Genomic DNA, 18,081 nt, shown 5'->3' with positions numbered 1-18,081 from the left:
TTTTGGGCGGTCGAAAAGTACTTGGGACTTCATCCGCACGGACTTTATGCACCGCTCTCTGTAAATTGCAGTGCAAGCTGCGAGTGGATTCTGGGCATATGGCTGTCGTTTTGCGTGAGCTCCCGTATGGCTGAGCTCACTGATGCTCTCGATCTCTGAGTGCGCTCCAGGGCGCGCAGGAGGCTTGTAAGCTTGCAATGAATGGTCGCGAGCGCATTGCGCCAGATAGCCGCGTGGGGCGGCTTCGGAGAGGGGGGTCAAGCTTGGATCTGTACGCGCAAGATGGATTTGGTAGGTCGCGCACTTTTCTACAGACGAAAAAAAAGACCCTGAATTTCAAGATCTTTTTTAAGATGGTGCCCCGAGGGAGATGGTCGAGTCCCATATAATCCGTGGCTTGCAGGCCGATTATGCAATCTGGGATTCGAGGAGGGATACAAGCTCCGGCTCGCTGGCAACCCTATCGTTCTGGCGGGGCCAGGCGATAGGTGTAAAAAGCGGTACCGGCCATGACGAGCGCACCCATAGTGCAGAAGAGAATCATACCTTGGATGCTGAGTAAAAATTTCAGGGTGTCATTAAGTTTTGGCTGTTTCTTTATTGCCCTCTCCATAACGCTCGCGCGGAGCTTGGCCCCCATTTCAACCTTCATTGCGCTATAGGCACCGCGTCGGATGTTTTCTTCCGCCCTGTTATTGGGTAAGTCCGTGATGGCGTCCTTGTAGAAGGCATTGGCGTCTTGGCAGTAGTAGTCCTTGTTCGAGTCGTTATTTTTCTGTGCATCTATGCAGATCTCGATGTAGTCCAGTGCTCGCTGATCAAAGGTGTCCTGTTGCTGCATTAAAAATTCGGTAAAGAAGTCGTCTGTTCTGTTGCCGAATTCACTGACCAACAACGTTAGGTAGAAACAGCAAGACCCCATCACAAGCACACCGACCGACGCCATTAGCATCATCCTGCTCCACGGGCGCTTCGCTGCTTTCTGAGCAATCGTTTTCGCCAGCCCGACGCCTTCCGTGAGGGTGTCCATTGCTTCTTTAACTTGGCCCATCACTCTGTCTCCAGTTAGGTAACGCCTGCTGACTCGCTAGGTGCTGGAGTGTTTAGGGCAGGCAAATGACGGAATGTTATCGGCCGCTACCTCGGATACCTGATGTCGGTGATCATCGAGGTGAGGTTTGCGGGGCACAGCTCAAAAGCGCCTGGGGACCCTGAGGCACTCTATTAATGCACGGGGCATGAAACCCGAGGGATCGTGATAGCGGCAACACCGATGCTCTCGATCTCTGAGTGCGCCCCAGGGCGCGGAGGAGGCTTGTAGGCTTGCGATGAGTGGTCGCGGGCGCATTGCGCCAGATAGCCGCGTGGGGCGGCTTCGAAGAGGGGGGGGGCAAGCTTGGATCTGTACACGAAATATGGATTTGGCAGGTCGCGCACTTTTCTACAGACGAAAAAAAAGACCTTGAATTTCAAGGTCTTTTTTTAAGATGGTGCCCCGAGGGAGACTCGAACTCCCACTCCTTTCGAAAACGGATTTTGAATCCGCCGCGTCTACCAATTCCGCCATCAGGGCTCAATGGCGGCGAAGTATAGAGATGAGATTACCGTTGGTCAATCACCTTTCATGGTCAATTTTCACTATTTCCGCTAGACTTCCCGGCCCTGCTAGACGAACTCCATCATGCGCGTTGCTGACTTTACTTTTGAGCTCCCTGATTCGCTGATCGCTCGCCACCCATTGGCCGAGCGTCGCGCCAGTCGACTGCTGACCCTGGACGGGCCCAGCGGTGCCCTCGCACACCGTCAATTTACTGATTTGCTTGAGCATTTACGCCCTGGCGATCTGATGGTGTTCAACAATACCCGAGTGATTCCGGCGCGGCTGTTTGGCCAGAAAGCTTCCGGCGGCAAGCTGGAAATACTGGTGGAGCGTGTGCTGGACAGCCATCGTGTGCTGGCCCATGTGCGCTCCAGCAAATCGCCGAAACCGGGTTCCTCCATCTTGATTGATGGCGGTGGCGAAGCCGAGATGGTCGCTCGTCATGACGCGCTGTTCGAGCTCAAGTTCGCTGAAGAGGTCCTGCCGCTGCTGGAGCGTGTCGGCCATATGCCGCTACCGCCCTACATCGACCGCCCCGACGAAGACTCGGACCGCGAACGCTATCAGACGGTTTACTCCCAGCGCCTCGGTGCAGTCGCTGCACCGACTGCCGGCCTGCATTTCGACCAGCCGCTGCTGGATGCAATCGCTGCCAAGGGCGTCGAGACCGCCTATGTGACCCTGCACGTGGGGGCCGGTACGTTTCAGCCGGTGCGTGTGGACAACATCGAAGACCACCACATGCACAGCGAGTGGCTGGAAGTCAGCCAGGAAGTCGTGGATGCCGTGGCGGCCTGCAAGGCCCGTGGCGGACGAGTCGTCGCTGTAGGCACCACCAGCGTACGCTCCCTGGAGAGTGCGGCACGTGATGGCGTGCTCAAGCCGTTCAGTGGCGACACCGACATTTTTATCTTCCCCGGCCGTCCATTCCATGTGGTCGATTGCCTGGTCACCAACTTCCATTTGCCCGAATCCACGCTGTTGATGCTGGTCTCGGCATTTGCCGGTTACCCGGAAACCATGGCCGCTTATCAAGCTGCCATCGCCAACGAGTACCGTTTTTTCAGCTACGGTGATGCGATGTTCATCACCCGTAACCCGGCGCCACGCGGCCCAGAGGAACAACTATGAGTCGTATGTCGTTTGAATTGCTCGCCACCGACGGCAAGGCCCGTCGCGGCCGTCTGACCTTCCCGCGCGGCACCGTGGAAACCCCGGCGTTCATGCCGGTTGGCACCTACGGTACCGTCAAGGGCATGCTGCCACGGGATATCGTCGCCACCGGCGCGGAGATCATCCTCGGCAACACCTTCCACCTGTGGCTGCGCCCGGGCACGGAAGTGATCAAGAAGCATGGCGACCTGCATGACTTCATGAAGTGGCAAGGCCCGATCCTCACTGACTCTGGCGGTTTCCAGGTGTTCAGCCTGGGCGCCATGCGCAAGATCAAGGAAGAGGGCGTGACCTTCGCCTCGCCGGTGGACGGTTCCAAAGTGTTCATGGGCCCGGAAGAGTCGATGCAGGTGCAGCGTGACCTGGGCTCCGACATCGTGATGATCTTCGACGAATGCACGCCGTACCCGGCCGATGAAGACGTCGCGCGGATCTCCATGGAGTTGTCCCTGCGTTGGGCCCAGCGCTCGAAGAACGCCCACGGCGACAACACCGCGGCACTGTTCGGCATCGTCCAGGGCGGCATGCACGAAAGCCTGCGCAAGCGCTCGCTGGAAGGCCTCGACAAAATCGGCTTTGACGGCCTGGCCATTGGTGGCTTGTCGGTGGGCGAGCCCAAGCACGAGATGATCAAGGTGCTGGATTATCTGCCAGGCCTGATGCCGGCTGACAAACCTCGTTACCTTATGGGCGTTGGCAAACCGGAAGATCTCGTAGAGGGTGTGCGCCGCGGTGTGGACATGTTCGATTGCGTGATGCCAACCCGTAATGCCCGCAATGGGCATCTGTTCATCGATACAGGCGTGCTGAAGATCCGTAACGCGTTCCATCGCCATGATGATTCGCCGCTGGATCCCACCTGTGATTGCTACACCTGCCAGAACTTCTCCCGTGCTTATCTGCATCATCTGGACAAGTGTGGGGAAATGCTGGGTAGCATGTTGAATACCATCCACAATTTGCGTCACTACCAAGTCCTGATGGCTGGTTTGCGCGAGGCTATTCAACAGGGTACATTGGCCGCCTTCGTCGATGCCTTCTATGCCAAGCGCGGGCTTCCTGTGCCGCCCTTGGACTGAGTTTTCCGACCCTAAGATTCACTATTTGCAACTGGAGTGCTAAATGAGCTTTTTTATCTCTAACGCCATGGCTGACGCCGCTGCGCCTGCTGCTGCCGGTCCTATGGGCGGTGGTTTCGAGTGGATTTTCCTGGTCGGCTTCCTGGTCATCTTCTACCTGATGATCTGGCGTCCACAGGCCAAGCGCGCCAAAGAGCAGAAAAACCTGCTGGGCAGCCTGCAGAAAGGTGACGAAGTCGTGACCACTGGCGGCATCGCCGGCAAGATCACCAAGGTTTCCGACGCTTTCGTCGTGCTGGAAGTCTCCGACACCGTAGAAATGAAGTTCCAGAAGGGCGCCATCGCCGCCACGCTGCCAAAAGGCACGCTGAAAGCGATCTGAGTAACAACCTTTACCAATCGACGGGGCGCGCAAGGCGCCCCGCGTCATAAGCGGGCGGCGTGATGCTGAACAAATACCCTCTGTGGAAATACGTACTGATCCTGGCGGTGCTGGCGATCGGTTTTATTTATTCCGCTCCCAATCTCTATCCTGATGACCCGGCGATCCAGATCACTGGCGCCAGCACTTCGCTGCAGGTCAATCAGGCTGATCTGGAACGCGCGAGCAAAGCGCTCACCGACGCGGGTATCCAGGTCAAGGCGGCAACGTTGGCGGCTGATGCGAAGGGCGGCTTGTTGCGCCTGACCAAGCAAGAAGACCAATTGCCAGCCAAGGATGTCGTGCGCAAGGCCATGGGTGACGACTACGTTGTCGCGCTCAATCTGGCACAGACCACGCCAAAATGGCTGCGCAGCATTGGCGCGCACCCGATGAAGCTGGGTCTGGACTTGTCCGGTGGTGTGCACTTCCTGCTGGAAGTCGACATGGACAAAGCCCTCGACGCACGCCTGAAAGTCTACGAAGGCGACGTGAAGAGCCTGCTGCGCAAAGAGAAACTGCGTTATCGCAGCCTGCCGCAGCTCAACGGTGCCATCCAGCTGGGCTTCTCTGATGAAGCTTCTCGTGAACAGGCTCGTGCGCTGATCCGCAAGAACTTCACCGATTTCGACATCGTACCGGCCGACCTCAACGGTCAACCTGTACTGCGTCTGGCGATGACCCCGGCCAAGCTGGCGGAAATCCGCGAATACTCGATCAAGCAGAACTTGACCACGGTACGTAACCGCGTCAACGAGCTGGGTGTGGCTGAGCCGATCGTTCAACGCCAGGGTGCCAACCGCATCGTGGTTGAGTTGCCGGGTGTGCAGGACACTGCTGAAGCCAAGCGTATCCTGGGCAAGACAGCCAACCTGGAGTTCCGTCTCGCTGCTGAGCCGGGTGCTTCCAAAGCCACCTCCGAAGAGTTCGAGTTCCGCGAAGGCAACCGTCCTCCTGCGCTCATCGAGCGCAGCTTGATCATCACGGGCGACCAGGTGACCGATGCCAAGGCCGGTTTCGGCGAGCACGGCACCCCTGAAGTGAACATCCGCCTGGATGGCCACGGCGGTGAACTGATGAGCCGCGCCACGCGCAGCAACGTCGGTCGCAGCATGGCGGTGATCTTCATCGAGCAGCGCCCGGTGACCACCTACGCCAAGCAGATGGTCAACGGCGTCGAGAAAGACGTGCCGGTGCAATCCTTCAAGGAAGAGAAGAAGATCATCAGCCTGGCGACCATCCAGTCGCCGCTGGGTGCTCAATTCCGCATCACTGGCCTGAACGGCCAGGGCGAGTCGTCCGAGTTGGCACTGCTGCTGCGTGCCGGTGGCCTGGCGGCTCCGATGTACTTCGCTGAAGAACGCACCATCGGCCCGAGCCTGGGTGCCGACAACATCACCAAAGGTATCGACGCAGCCTTGTGGGGCATGCTGTTCGTGTCCCTGTTCATCATCGCCATCTACCGCTTCTTCGGCATCATCGCCACCGTGGCCCTCGCGGGCAACATGGTGATGCTGCTGGCCCTGATGTCGCTGCTGGGTGCTACGCTGACCTTGCCAGGTATCGCCGGTATCGTACTCACCATGGGTATGGCCGTAGACGCCAACGTACTGATCTTCTCGCGGATCCGTGAAGAGATCGCCAACGGCATGACCGTACAGCGTGCAATCAACGAAGGCTTCGGCCGGGCATTTACCGCGATTCTCGACTCCAACCTGACCACCTTGCTGGTCGGCGGGATTCTCTTCGCCATGGGTACCGGCCCGGTCAAGGGTTTTGCGGTAACCATGTCCCTCGGTATCTTTACCTCGATGTTCACGGCCATCATGGTGACCCGCGCAATGGTCAACCTGATTTATGGCGGGCGTGACTTCAAGAAGTTGTGGATTTAAGGGGCTGCCATGTTACGTACAATCAACTTCATGGGCGTTCGCAACGTTGCGTTCGGCGTCACTGTGCTCCTTACCGTTCTGGCGTTGTTCAGCTGGTTCCATAAGGGCCTGAACTACGGTCTGGACTTCACTGGCGGTACGCTCATCGAGCTGACCTACGAGAAGCCCGCCGACGTTACCCTGGTGCGCAACGAGCTGGTCAAGGCCGGCTATCACGAGGCCATCGTGCAGAGCTTCGGTGCAACCACCGACCTGCTGGTGCGTATGCCGGGCGAAGATCCGCAACTGGGTCACCAGGTAGCCGAGGCCTTGCAGAAGGTCGGCGGCGACAACCCAGCGTCGGTCAAGCGCGTCGAGTTCGTGGGCCCGCAAGTGGGTGAAGAGCTGCGCGACCAAGGCGGCCTCGGCATGCTGATGGCGCTGGTCGGCATCATGATCTACCTGGCGTTCCGCTTTCAGTGGAAGTTCGGCGTCGGCGCGATTGTTTCGCTGATCCACGACGTGATCGTCACCGTGGGTATCCTGGCGTACTTCCAGATCACCTTCGACCTGACCGTACTGGCGGCCGTGCTGGCGATCATTGGCTACTCCCTCAACGACACCATCGTGGTATTCGACCGGGTTCGTGAGAACTTCCGTGTACTGCGCAAGGCGTCGTTGATCGAGAACATCAACATCTCCACCACCCAGACCCTGCTGCGGACCATGGCAACGTCGATCTCCACCTTGCTGGCGATTGCTGCGCTGATGATCTTCGGTGGCGACAACCTGTGGGGCTTCTCCCTGGCGCTGTTCATCGGCGTTCTGGCGGGCACCTACTCGTCGATCTACATCGCCAACGTGGTGCTGATCTGGCTGAACCTTAACAGCGAAGACCTGATCCCTCCTGCCGCTACCGGCAAGGAGGTCGACGACCGCCCTTGATGGGCAGTTGTTGATCCGCTGTTACAAGAAAGGCACGAGTATTGAACTCGTGCCTTTTTTTTTGCTCCAAGGCTGGGTATAGCGCGGACGTTTCCGTCCGTTTGTGATGGTCAGGAGGTTCATGTGAACAAGTCGTTGCTGGTGGGTGCGGTATTGGGTGCTGTCGGTGTGACTGCCGGGGGTGCTTTTGCCACCTATAGCCTGGTAAAAAGCGGCCCTGAGTATGCGCAAGTGCTGGCAGTACAGCCGGTGAAAACCCAGATCAAGACACCACGGGAAGTCTGCAAGGACGTCGCCGTGACCCGGCAGAAGCCGGTGCAGGATCAGCATCAAATCGTCGGCACCGTGGTCGGTGCGCTGGCCGGTGGCCTGCTGGGCAACCAGGTGGGTGGCGGTAATGGCAAGAAGCTGGCTACGGTAGCCGGTGCGGTGGGTGGCGGTTACGCTGGTAACAAGGTTCAGGAAGGCATGCAGAACCGTGATACCTACACCACCACGCAAACCCGCTGTAACACCGTTAATGACATCAGCGACAAAGTGGTCGGTTATGACGTGCGTTATAACCTGGATGGCAAGGAAGGTTCGGTACGCATGGATCGTGATCCGGGCGGCCAGATCCCGGTGGATAAAGAAGGTCGTCTGATTCTCGGCCAGAATCAGCCGCAATAATCGCAGGCAGACGCAATTCAAAATGTGGGAGCGGGCTTGCTCGCGAAGGCGGTGTGACAGTCAATGTATTAGGCGGCTGACCCAGCGCTTTCGCGAGCAAGCCCGCTCCCACATTCGGTATGTGCTGTGGCGGAAAATGCGGCATAACCCAAATCCCAGGCATAAAAAAGCACCCCGAAGGGTGCTTTTTTTGTGCTCGCTCGCTTAGCGCTTCAGCGAAGCCGGCAGGTGCGGCTGGATCGCCGTCAGCACTGCCTTGAAGCATTTGGTGTTACCAGCAACCACGTGGCCTTTTTCAAGGAAGTCGTGACCGCCGGTGAAGTCGCTCACCAAGCCGCCTGCTTCCTGGATCAGCAGCGCGCCTGCAGCCATGTCCCACTCGGACAGGCCCGATTCCCAGAACGCATCAAACCGACCGGCGGCAACGTAGGCCAGGTCCAGGCTAGCTGCGCCGGCGCGACGGATGCCAGCGGTCTGGCCAACCAGGGCGCGGAACATGCCCAGGTAGTTTTCCAGGTTGTCCATCTGGTCGTCACGGAACGGGAAGCCGGTACCCAGCAGGGCGCCGTCCAGGCTGGTGCGGCCGCTTACACGCAGGCGGCGACCATTCAGCTGGGCGCCACGGCCACGGCTGGCGGTGAATTCTTCCTGGCGAACCGGGTCCAGAACAACGGCGTGTTCCAGGCGGCCACGGTATTTGCACGCGATGCTCACGGCAAAGTGCGGGATGCCGCGCAGGAAGTTGGTGGTGCCATCCAGTGGGTCGATGATCCACAGGTAGTCTTCGCCTTCGCCGCTGCCTTTGTGCAGGCCGGTTTCCTCACCGAGGATGCCGTGGGTCGGGTAGGCCTTGCGCAGCGCGTCGATGATTTTCTGTTCGGCGGCGCGATCCACCTCGGATACATAATCCTTGGCGTCTTTTTCGTCGACCTTGATGGTATCCAGGCGCTCGATGGAGCGGAAGATCAATTCACTGGCGCTGCGGGCGGCGCGCAGCGCGATATTCAGCATGGGCTGCATGGATGTGTCACCTAAGGTTGTTAAAGAAAGCCGAGCATTCTAGCAGAAACTTTCTTCAGGTGAAGGACGACGTTAGCTTTCATGGCATAACCTTAGGCGGTTCTGTAAGATTTGCTCCCCTTTCCCGTGTCCGAGAGCGCCTCCCTTGCTGCAAAACATTCGTGTCGTCTTGGTCAATACCAGTCATCCCGGCAATATCGGTGGGGTGGCGCGAGCCATGAAAAACATGGGGCTGACGCGCCTGGTGCTGGTCGAACCACGCGTGTTCCCGCATCACGAGGCCGATGCTCGCGCGTCCGGCGCCAATGACATCCTGGAAAAAGCCCAAGTTGTCGCCACCTTGGAGGACGCGTTGGTCGGCTGCAATCTGGTGCTGGGCACCAGCGCCCGCGACCGTCGCATTCCCTGGCCGCTGCTGGACCCGCGTGAGTGCGGCACCAAAGTGGTGGAAGAGGCCGCTGGTGGCGCTGAAATCGCCCTGGTATTCGGCCGTGAAGACTCCGGGCTCACCAATGACGAGCTGCAGCGATGTCATTACCACGTGCACATTCCATCAGACCCTGAGTTCAGCTCGCTGAACCTCGGGGCAGCGGTGCAGGTGTTGACGTACGAAGTGCGTATGGCCTGGCTGGCCGCCGAAGGTCAGCCAAGCAAAGTGGAAAAGGACGAAGTGGCTTCGACCAAAAGTGGCGAGTTGGCCACCATGGATGAGCTGGAGCGGTTCTATGAGCACCTGGAGCAAACCCTGGTGGCCATCGAATTCCTCGATCCGGAAAAACCACGGCACTTGATGGCGCGCCTGCGTCGCTTGTACGGGCGTAGCTCGGTCAGCCGGGCGGAAATGAATATATTGCGTGGCATCCTCACGGAAACCCAGAAAGCGGCCCGTGGCGAGCTTCTAAAGCGGAAGGATTAAAAATGTTCGAGCGTCTGCGAGAAGATATCCAGAGTGTTTTCCACCGGGACCCGGCGGCGCGCAACGCCTTTGAAGTGCTGACCTGCTACCCGGGCATGCACGCCATCTGGATTCACCGCCTGTCCGGCGCCCTGTGGGGTATGGGCTGGAAATGGCTGGCGCGGTTGGTGTCGAACTTTGGTCGCTGGATGACCGGGATCGAGATCCATCCAGGCGCCAAGGTGGGGCGTCGCTTCTTCATCGACCATGGCATGGGCATCGTGATCGGCGAGACCGCCGAAATTGGCGATGACGTGACGCTCTATCAGGGCGTAACCCTTGGCGGTACCAGTTGGAACAAAGGCAAGCGTCACCCGACGCTGGGTGATGGCGTGGTAGTGGGGGCGGGCGCCAAGGTGCTCGGTCCGTTCACGGTCGGTGCAGGTGCCAAGGTGGGTTCCAATGCCGTGGTGACCAAGGCCGTGCCGCCTGGCGCAACGGTGGTCGGTATTCCTGGGCGGATTATCGTCAAGCCGGAAGTCGGCGACGAGCAAGAAGCCAAGCGCAAGGCCATGGCCGAGAAGATCGGCTTCGATGCCTACGGCGTCAGCGAAGACATGCCCGACCCTGTGGCGCGTGCCATTGGCCAGTTGCTCGATCATCTGCAAGCGGTCGACGGCAAGCTGGATGGCATGTGCGGCGCCTTGAAGGATCTGGGCAGCCCCTATTGCGCCAAGGACTTGCCTGAATTGCGCGAAGAGGACTTCGCCGAGATCAAGGACGAAGCGGCTACCAAGGCGGGTTAGTTCCAAAGGCCGATACATAACCCTGTGGGAGCTGGCTTGCCTGCGATAGCGGTGGGTCAGCTACCTACAAGTAAGCTGGCAGACCGCTATCGCAGGCAAGCCAGCTCCCACATTTGATCCCCATTGGTCTTGCAGTCCCTGTCCAGGCCTGAAGCTGCTGTTCCTCCCCACCCCATCCTGCTATGATTCGCGCGCCCTTTTTACGGGTAATCCTGACTAAAGTACTAGGTCTTATAGTTGACTTAAATACTCGGGAATCGCATACTCGCTCCCATTCTGAAACACCTTGGTACTTGTCCATGAGACTGACTACAAAAGGCCGATACGCGGTGACTGCCATGCTCGACTTGGCTTTGCACGCGCAAACTGGGCCGGTGTCCCTGGCCGATATCTCCGAGCGCCAAGGCATTTCCCTGTCCTACCTTGAGCAACTGTTCGCCAAGCTGCGCCGCAGCAATTTGGTTTCCAGCGTGCGTGGGCCAGGGGGTGGCTATCAGCTTTCCCGCGACATGCAAGGCATCCAGGTCGCCCAGGTGATCGACGCGGTCAATGAATCCGTCGATGCCACCAAGTGCCAGGGCCTGGGTGATTGCCACGCCGGCGACACCTGCCTGACACACCACCTGTGGTGTGACTTGAGCCTGCAGATCCATGAGTTTTTGAGTGGTATCAGCTTGGCTGATCTTGTGACTCGCCGTGAGGTGCAAGAAGTAGCCCAGCGTCAGGACCAGCGCCGTTGCAACACCAAGGCGCCGCGTCTGGACAAGATTGAAGCGTCCGCCGTCGAGTGACAGCCGAAGAGCTAACGGCACGCCAGCCAGCCTGATTTAGGAGAAAGTCCATGAAATTGCCGATTTACCTTGATTACTCTGCGACCACCCCGGTTGATCCGCGTGTCGCGCAAAAGATGAGCGAATGCCTGCTGGTTGACGGAAACTTCGGCAACCCGGCCTCCCGTTCCCACGTGTTTGGCTGGAAAGCCGAGGAAGCGGTCGAGAACGCTCGTCGCCAAGTCGCTGATCTGGTTAACGCCGATCCACGCGAAATCGTCTGGACCTCCGGTGCTACCGAATCCGACAACCTGGCAATCAAGGGCGCGGCGCATTTCTACGCGACCAAAGGCAAGCACCTGATCACCACCAAGATTGAGCACAAGGCTGTCCTCGACACCATGCGCCAACTGGAGCGTGAAGGCTTTGAGGTGACTTACCTTGAGCCGACCACCGACGGTATCGTCACCCCGGCAATGATCGAAGCCGCGCTGCGTGAAGACACCATCCTGGTTTCCGTGATCCACGTGAACAACGAAATCGGCACCATCAACGACATCGCGGCCATCGGCGAGCTGACCCGTTCCAAGGGCATCCTGCTGCACGTCGACGCTGCTCAGTCCACCGGCAAGGTCGATATCGACCTGTCGAAGCTGAAAGTCGACCTGATGTCGTTCTCTGCCCACAAGACCTACGGCCCTAAAGGCATCGGCGCGCTGTACGTGAGCCGCAAGCCGCGCGTGCGCATCGAAGCCACCATGCACGGCGGCGGTCACGAGCGCGGCATGCGTTCGGGCACCCTGGCGACCCACCAGATCGTGGGCATGGGCGAAGCCTTCCGCGTAGCCAAGGAAGACATGGCTGCCGAAAATATTCGTATCAAGGCTCTGAGCGACCGCTTCTACAAGCAGGTCGAGAACCTTGAAGAGCTGTACATCAACGGCAGCATGACCGCCCGTGTACCGCACAACCTGAATTTGAGCTTCAACTACGTCGAAGGCGAGTCGCTGATCATGGCGCTCAAGGACCTGGCGGTTTCGTCCGGTTCGGCCTGCACCTCGGCTTCCCTTGAGCCGTCCTACGTGCTGCGCGCCCTGGGCCGCAACGATGAACTGGCACACAGCTCGATCCGCTTTACGTTCGGCCGTTTCACCACCGAAGAGCAAGTTGACTACGCCGCGCAGAAAGTCTGCGAAGCCGTGAACAAGCTGCGTGTTCTGTCGCCACTGTGGGACATGTACAAAGACGGTGTCGATATTTCCAAGATCGAGTGGGCGGCACACTAAATATAGAAGCCGCCACCCCGGCTCTGTAGGCACGTGGCGGAAAACGCAGGCGTGTCTACAGGGTTTCAGAGCGGCCCTGATGAGTGAGGATTCAGTACCATGGCTTACAGCGAAAAGGTCATCGACCACTACGAAAACCCGCGTAACGTCGGCAAGATGGACGCGGAAGACCCAGATGTCGGCACCGGCATGGTCGGCGCTCCGGCGTGCGGCGATGTGATGCGCCTGCAGATCAAGGTCAACGAGGCGGGCGTTATCGAAGACGCCAAGTTCAAGACCTACGGCTGCGGTTCGGCCATCGCCTCCAGCTCCCTGGCGACCGAATGGATGAAAGGCAAGACCCTGGATGAGGCTGTCACCATCAGCAACACCCAGCTGGCCGAAGAACTGGCCCTGCCGCCAGTGAAAATCCACTGCTCCGTACTCGCTGAAGACGCCATCAAGGCGGCCGTTCGCGACTACAAGCAGAAGAAAGGCTTGATCTAAGCATTTGGCGACGAGTAAGGAGTCAACGATGGCTATCAGCATGACAGAAGCGGCTGCGCAGCACATTCGCCGCTCCCTGAATGGGCGCGGTAAAGGTGAGGGGATTCGTCTGGGTGTACGCACCACGGGCTGTTCCGGCCTTGCCTATGTGCTGGAGTTCGTCGACGAGGTAGTTGCGGAAGACCAGGTGTTCGAAAGTCACGGCGAAAAAGTGATCATCGACCCTAAAAGCCTGACCTACCTGGACGGCACCGAGCTCGATTTCGTCAAGGAAGGGTTGAACGAAGGCTTCAAGTTCAACAACCCCAACGTACGCGGTGAGTGTGGCTGCGGCGAAAGCTTCAACATCTGAGGCTATTCGTGGGTACTCCTTGTCATTTCGCTTTATTCGAGCTGCAGCCGAGCTTTCGGCTGGACCTTGAGCAGCTTGCCACGCGCTACCGAGAGTTGGCGCGTGGGGTGCATCCAGACCGCTTTGCTGACGCCTCCGAGCGCGAGCAACGTGTTGCTCTGGAGAAGTCGGCCAGCCTCAACGAGGCTTATCAGACCCTGAAAAATCCGCCCAAACGCGCGCGTTACCTGCTCGCGATGAACGGTGGAGAGCTGCCGCTGGAAGTCACGGTGCATGATCCCGACTTCCTGATGCAGCAGATGCAGTGGCGCGAAGAACTCGAAGACTTGCAGGACGAAGCCGATCTGGCCGGTGTCGCAGTCTTCAAGCGTCGTCTGAAAACGGCCCAGGATGAGCTCAACGAAAGCTTCGCAGCCTGTTGGGATGATGCAGCGCAACGTGAACAGGCCGAACGCCTGATGCGGCGTATGCAGTTCCTCGACAAGCTCACCTACGAAGTGCGCCAGCTAGAAGAGCGCCTCGACGATTAACCCAGTGTGCTGCCCGTGATGCACGCCTGATAGACAGATAAGACCTGATTACCATGGCCCTACTGCAAATCGCCGAACCCGGCCAAAGCCCACAACCGCACCAGCGTCGCCTGGCGGTCGGGATTGACCTGGGCACCACCAATTCTCTGGTTGCTGCCTTGCGCAGCGGCCTGTCCGAGCCGCTGCCCGACGCCGATGGCCAGGTGATCCTGCCGTCCGCCGTGCGTTATCACGCGGATCGCACCGAAGTCGGCGAGTCGGCCAAATTGGCCGCGTCTACCGATCCCTTGAACACCGTGCTGTCGGTCAAGCGCTTGATGGGTCGTGGTTTGTCCGACGTCAAGCAATTGGGCGAGCAGCTGCCGTACCGCTTTGTCGGCGGCGAATCCCATATGCCATTCATCGACACTGTCCAGGGCCCGAAAAGCCCGGTGGAAGTGTCGGCCGATATCCTCAAGGTGCTGCGCCAGCGCGCGGAATCCACCTTGGGCGGCGAGTTGGTAGGGGCGGTGATTACGGTTCCAGCCTATTTCGATGACGCCCAGCGCCAAGCCACCAAGGATGCGGCAAAACTCGCCGGCCTGAACGTGCTGCGCCTGCTCAACGAGCCGACGGCTGCTGCAGTGGCTTACGGCCTGGATCAGCACGCCGAAGGTTTGGTCGCGATCTACGACCTCGGCGGCGGTACCTTTGATATTTCGATCCTGCGCCTCACCGGCGGTGTTTTCGAGGTGCTGGCCACCGGTGGCGACAGCGCCCTAGGCGGCGATGACTTCGACCACGCCATCGCTGGCTGGATCATTACCAGTGCCGGTCTGTCCGCTGACCTGGACCCGGGTGCGCAGCGCAACCTGCTGCAAACCGCCTGCGCCGCTAAAGAAGCGCTGACCGATGCTGCGTCCGTTGAAGTTTCCTACGGTAACTGGTCGGCTCAACTGACCCGCGAAGCCTTCGATGCGTTGATCGAGCCGATGGTCGCCCGCAGCCTGAAAGCCTGTCGCCGCGCCGTACGTGATTCCGGTATCGAGCTGGAAGATGTCGGTGCCGTGGTCATGGTCGGCGGTTCCACCCGCGTGCCGCGTGTTCGGGAAGCCGTCGCCGAGGCCTTTGGTCGCCAGCCGTTGACTGAAATCGACCCGGATCAAGTAGTCGCCATCGGCGCCGCGATCCAGGCCGACACCCTGGCCGGCAACAAGCGCGACGGTGGCGAGCTGCTGCTGCTCGACGTGATTCCGTTGTCCCTGGGCCTGGAAACCATGGGCGGCCTGATGGAGAAGGTGATTCCACGCAACACCACCATCCCCGTTGCCCGCGCCCAGGACTTCACCACTTACAAAGATGGCCAGACGGCCATGATGATTCATGTGCTGCAAGGCGAGCGCGAGCTGATCAGCGACTGCCGCTCCCTGGCGCGCTTCGAATTGCGCGGCATCCCGGCGATGGTGGCCGGTGCGGCGAAGATTCGCGTGACCTTCCAGGTCGACGCCGATGGCCTGCTCAGCGTTGCGGCGCGTGAGCTGGCCTCGGGCGTTGAAGCCAGCATCCAGGTCAAGCCGTCCTACGGCCTCACCGACGGCGAAATCGCCAAGATGCTCAAGGACTCGTTCCAGTACGCCGGTGACGACAAGGTCGCCCGTGTATTGCGTGAGCAACAAGTGGATGCCCAGCGCCTGCTCGAAGCCGTGCAGGGCGCTCTTGAGGTCGATGGCGAGCGCCTGCTGGACGCTGAAGAGCGCATGGTCATCGACCTGCAGATGCAGGAACTGGCCGAATTGATGAAAGGCACCGATGGTTATGCCATCGAGCAGCAGACCAAGCGCCTGTCGCAAGTGACCGATGCCTTCGCTGCCCGCCGCATGGACCAGACGGTGAAAGCCGCCCTGGCGGGACGCAACCTGAATGAAATCGAGGAATAATTAATGCCGCAGGTCATTTTTCTGCCACACGCCGAGCATTGCCCGGACGGTATGGTCGTGGAGGCTGAGACCGGCAAGTCCATCCTCGAAGTCGCCCATGACAACCACATCGAGATCGAAAGTGCCTGCGGCGGCGTCTGCGCCTGCACCACGTGTCACTGCATCATCCGCGAGGGCTTCAACACCCTGGAAGAAGCTGACGAGCTGGAAGAGGACTTTCTTGATCGCGCATGGGGCCTGGAGGCACATTCGCGCCTAAGCTGTCAGGCAAAGGTCGGGACCGAAGACATCACTGTCGAAATTCCGAAATATTCGCTCAACCATGCGGCCGAAGCGCCGCACTGATTGGTAGAACTGTCATGAGTTATGGTTGGAATGATGTACAGCGCATTGCTGAAGAGCTCGCTGAAGCCAAGCCGGACGTGAGTCCGCTGACGGTCAACTTCGTTGATCTGCAGCGCTGGATCATGGAGCTGCCTGATTTCGACAATACTTCTGGTCGCTGTGGCGAGAAGGTCTTGGAAGCGGTCCAGCAGCTCTGGATCGAAGAAATCGACTGATCGTCCCCGCAGGTTAGGCAATACCCAATAACCCGCGTATAATTCGCGGGTTTAATTTTTCGTAAATTACCGTTTCTGGAGTTACACCATGGCTGTTCAACGTACTTTCTCCATCATCAAGCCTGACGCTGTTGCAAAAAACGTCATCGGCGAGATCACCACTCGTTTCGAAAAAGCCGGCCTGAAGGTTGTAGCTTCGAAACTCAAGCAACTGTCCAAAGCTGAAGCTGAAGGCTTCTACGCTGAGCACAGCGCTCGTGGTTTCTTCGGCGACCTGGTTGCCTTCATGATTTCCGGTCCTGTTGTTGTTCAGGTTCTGGAAGGTGAAAACGCTATCGCTCTGAACCGTGAGCTGATGGGTGCTACCAACCCTAAAGAAGCTGCTGCCGGCACCATCCGTGCTGACTTCGCTGAATCCATCGACGCCAACGCTGTACACGGTTCGGACTCCGAAGCCGCCGCTGCTCGCGAAATCTCGTACTTTTTCGCTGCTACTGAAGTAACCGCTCGCTAAGCATTGGCTTAAAGAGTGAGGGTGAATCCATGACTACATCGACTGTTAAAACCAACCTGCTGGGTCTGACCCAGCCGGAAATGGAGAAATTCTTCGACTCAATCGGGGAGAAGCGTTTCCGTGCCGGTCAGGTAATGAAATGGATTCACCACTTTGGCGTCGACGATTTCGATGCCATGACGAACGTCAGCAAGGCCTTGCGCGACAAGCTCAAGGCCATTGCTGAGGTCCGTGGTCCTGAAGTGGTCAGCGAGGACATCTCCAGCGACGGCACCCGTAAGTGGGTCGTGCGCGTGGCGTCCGGCAGCTGCGTCGAGACCGTGTACATTCCCCAGGGCAAACGCGGCACCTTGTGCGTTTCGTCCCAGGCAGGCTGTGCCCTGGATTGCAGTTTCTGCTCCACCGGCAAGCAAGGCTTCAATAGCAACCTCACTGCCGCCGAAGTCATCGGCCAGGTGTGGATTGCCAACAAATCCTTTGGCAGCGTCCCGGCAACCGTCGACCGTGCCATCACCAACGTGGTGATGATGGGCATGGGTGAGCCGCTGCTGAACTTCGACAACGTCATCGCGGCCATGCACCTGATGATGGACGACCTGGGCTACGGCATCTCCAAGCGCCGCGTGACCCTGTCGACCTCCGGCGTGGTACCGATGATCGATGAGCTGGCCAAGCACATCGACGTCTCCCTGGCGTTGTCGCTGCACGCACCCAATGACGCATTGCGTAACCAATTGGTGCCGATCAACAAGAAGTATCCGCTTAAGATGCTGCTCGAATCCTGCCAGCGTTACATGGCGACCTTGGGCGAGAAACGCGTGTTGACCATTGAGTACACAATGCTCAAGGACATCAACGACAAGGTTGAGCACGCTGTCGAGATGATCGAGTTGCTCAAGAACACCCCGTGCAAGATCAACCTGATCCCGTTCAACCCGTTTCCCCATTCTGGCTACGAGCGGCCGAGCAACAACGCCATCCGCCGTTTCCAGGATCAACTGCACCAGGCTGGCTACAACGTCACCGTCCGCACCACCCGTGGTGAAGACATCGACGCCGCCTGTGGCCAATTGGTCGGACAGGTGATGGACCGCACCCGCCGCAGTGAGCGTTACATCGCCGGGCGCGAAGCGAATGCCGCCGACGATTTGCCGCTGATTGCTGTGAATCGAATCTGAGAGAGGATCT

The 18,081-nt window shown here is 58.9% G+C and carries 20 protein-coding genes and 1 tRNA gene; 18 read left to right on the top strand and 3 right to left on the bottom strand.

Annotated features, from left to right (window positions below; translation table 11 throughout):
* Positions 1–460: 460 nt before the first annotated feature.
* Complete coding sequence (locus tag DBR46_RS03700) at positions 461–1,051, bottom strand: hypothetical protein (protein WP_124525068.1); 591 nt, start codon at positions 1,049–1,051, stop codon at positions 461–463.
* Positions 1,052–1,488: 437 nt separating this feature from the next.
* A tRNA-Leu gene (locus DBR46_RS03695) sits at positions 1,489–1,573 on the bottom strand.
* Between the two features lie 108 nt (positions 1,574–1,681).
* On the opposite strand from DBR46_RS03695, the gene queA reads away from it, so the two are divergent.
* The 6 genes from queA to DBR46_RS03665 all read left to right on the top strand — a co-directional run bounded on the left by queA (position 1,682) and on the right by DBR46_RS03665 (position 7,758).
* Positions 1,682–2,731, top strand: a complete 1,050-nt coding sequence (queA, locus tag DBR46_RS03690; protein WP_124525067.1) for a tRNA preQ1(34) S-adenosylmethionine ribosyltransferase-isomerase QueA — start codon at positions 1,682–1,684, stop codon at positions 2,729–2,731.
* A 5-nt stretch (positions 2,732–2,736) separates the two neighbouring features.
* Positions 2,737–3,852 (top strand): tRNA guanosine(34) transglycosylase Tgt, encoded by a 1,116-nt coding sequence (gene tgt / locus DBR46_RS03685; protein ID WP_003175976.1) that lies wholly within the window; start codon positions 2,737–2,739, stop codon positions 3,850–3,852.
* A 43-nt stretch (positions 3,853–3,895) separates the two neighbouring features.
* Positions 3,896–4,234 carry a preprotein translocase subunit YajC gene (gene yajC / locus DBR46_RS03680; RefSeq protein WP_003175975.1) on the top strand — a complete coding sequence of 113 codons (339 nt, stop codon included), beginning with the start codon at positions 3,896–3,898 and terminating at the stop codon, positions 4,232–4,234.
* 62 nt (positions 4,235–4,296) lie between these two features.
* On the top strand, positions 4,297–6,165 hold the full coding sequence (secD, locus tag DBR46_RS03675) for a protein translocase subunit SecD (RefSeq protein ID WP_124525066.1): 1,869 nt from the start codon (positions 4,297–4,299) through the stop codon (positions 6,163–6,165).
* Positions 6,166–6,174: 9 nt separating this feature from the next.
* Positions 6,175–7,089 carry a protein translocase subunit SecF gene (gene secF / locus DBR46_RS03670; protein ID WP_120449815.1) on the top strand — a complete coding sequence of 305 codons (915 nt, stop codon included), beginning with the start codon at positions 6,175–6,177 and terminating at the stop codon, positions 7,087–7,089.
* Between the two features lie 123 nt (positions 7,090–7,212).
* Positions 7,213–7,758 carry a glycine zipper 2TM domain-containing protein gene (locus DBR46_RS03665; RefSeq protein ID WP_124525065.1) on the top strand — a complete coding sequence of 182 codons (546 nt, stop codon included), beginning with the start codon at positions 7,213–7,215 and terminating at the stop codon, positions 7,756–7,758.
* Positions 7,759–7,962: 204 nt separating this feature from the next.
* Here the strand turns inward: DBR46_RS03665 and suhB are convergent, their stop codons facing one another.
* On the bottom strand, positions 7,963–8,778 hold the full coding sequence (gene suhB / locus DBR46_RS03655; protein ID WP_003175971.1) for an inositol-phosphate phosphatase: 816 nt from the start codon (positions 8,776–8,778) through the stop codon (positions 7,963–7,965).
* A gap of 145 nt (positions 8,779–8,923) precedes the next feature.
* Here suhB and trmJ point away from each other — a divergent pair, with 145 nt between their 5' ends.
* The 12 genes from trmJ to rlmN all read left to right on the top strand — a co-directional run bounded on the left by trmJ (position 8,924) and on the right by rlmN (position 18,071).
* Positions 8,924–9,694, top strand: coding sequence for a tRNA (cytosine(32)/uridine(32)-2'-O)-methyltransferase TrmJ (gene trmJ / locus DBR46_RS03650; protein WP_026136796.1), 771 nt, complete (start codon positions 8,924–8,926; stop codon positions 9,692–9,694).
* A gap of 2 nt (positions 9,695–9,696) precedes the next feature.
* Positions 9,697–10,479 carry a serine O-acetyltransferase gene (gene cysE / locus DBR46_RS03645; protein WP_017736828.1) on the top strand — a complete coding sequence of 261 codons (783 nt, stop codon included), beginning with the start codon at positions 9,697–9,699 and terminating at the stop codon, positions 10,477–10,479.
* A 299-nt stretch (positions 10,480–10,778) separates the two neighbouring features.
* Entirely contained in the window at positions 10,779–11,270 is a 492-nt protein-coding gene (gene iscR / locus DBR46_RS03640) for a Fe-S cluster assembly transcriptional regulator IscR (RefSeq protein WP_003194020.1), read from the top strand.
* A 50-nt stretch (positions 11,271–11,320) separates the two neighbouring features.
* Entirely contained in the window at positions 11,321–12,535 is a 1,215-nt protein-coding gene (locus DBR46_RS03635; RefSeq protein ID WP_017736827.1) for an IscS subfamily cysteine desulfurase, read from the top strand.
* Positions 12,536–12,634: 99 nt separating this feature from the next.
* A complete protein-coding gene (gene iscU, locus DBR46_RS03630; RefSeq protein ID WP_010565229.1) occupies positions 12,635–13,021 on the top strand; it encodes a Fe-S cluster assembly scaffold IscU in 387 nt (128 codons plus the stop codon).
* Positions 13,022–13,049: 28 nt separating this feature from the next.
* Positions 13,050–13,373: an iron-sulfur cluster assembly protein IscA gene (iscA, locus tag DBR46_RS03625; protein ID WP_003175963.1), complete on the top strand. Its 324-nt coding sequence runs from the start codon at positions 13,050–13,052 to the stop codon at positions 13,371–13,373.
* Between the two features lie 8 nt (positions 13,374–13,381).
* On the top strand, positions 13,382–13,903 hold the full coding sequence (hscB, locus tag DBR46_RS03620) for a co-chaperone HscB (RefSeq protein WP_038848811.1): 522 nt from the start codon (positions 13,382–13,384) through the stop codon (positions 13,901–13,903).
* A 53-nt stretch (positions 13,904–13,956) separates the two neighbouring features.
* A complete protein-coding gene (hscA, locus tag DBR46_RS03615) occupies positions 13,957–15,819 on the top strand; it encodes a Fe-S protein assembly chaperone HscA (RefSeq protein WP_124525063.1) in 1,863 nt (620 codons plus the stop codon).
* A gap of 3 nt (positions 15,820–15,822) precedes the next feature.
* The gene (gene fdx, locus DBR46_RS03610) at positions 15,823–16,164 is read left to right on the top strand and encodes an ISC system 2Fe-2S type ferredoxin (RefSeq protein ID WP_017736823.1); all 342 of its coding nucleotides are present in this window, start codon (positions 15,823–15,825) and stop codon (positions 16,162–16,164) included.
* A gap of 14 nt (positions 16,165–16,178) precedes the next feature.
* The gene (iscX, locus tag DBR46_RS03605; protein ID WP_124525062.1) at positions 16,179–16,379 is read left to right on the top strand and encodes a Fe-S cluster assembly protein IscX; all 201 of its coding nucleotides are present in this window, start codon (positions 16,179–16,181) and stop codon (positions 16,377–16,379) included.
* Between the two features lie 88 nt (positions 16,380–16,467).
* Positions 16,468–16,893, top strand: a complete 426-nt coding sequence (ndk, locus tag DBR46_RS03600; protein WP_003175956.1) for a nucleoside-diphosphate kinase — start codon at positions 16,468–16,470, stop codon at positions 16,891–16,893.
* Between the two features lie 29 nt (positions 16,894–16,922).
* Complete coding sequence (gene rlmN / locus DBR46_RS03595) at positions 16,923–18,071, top strand: 23S rRNA (adenine(2503)-C(2))-methyltransferase RlmN (RefSeq protein ID WP_017736821.1); 1,149 nt, start codon at positions 16,923–16,925, stop codon at positions 18,069–18,071.
* The last annotated feature ends 10 nt before the right edge of the window (positions 18,072–18,081 follow it).

The sequence above is a fragment of the Pseudomonas sp. KBW05 genome (assembly GCF_003852405.1).
Lineage (GTDB): Bacteria > Pseudomonadota > Gammaproteobacteria > Pseudomonadales > Pseudomonadaceae > Aquipseudomonas.
Note: the sequence above shows the minus strand (reverse complement) of the source record. Positions and strands in the feature narration are given on the sequence as shown.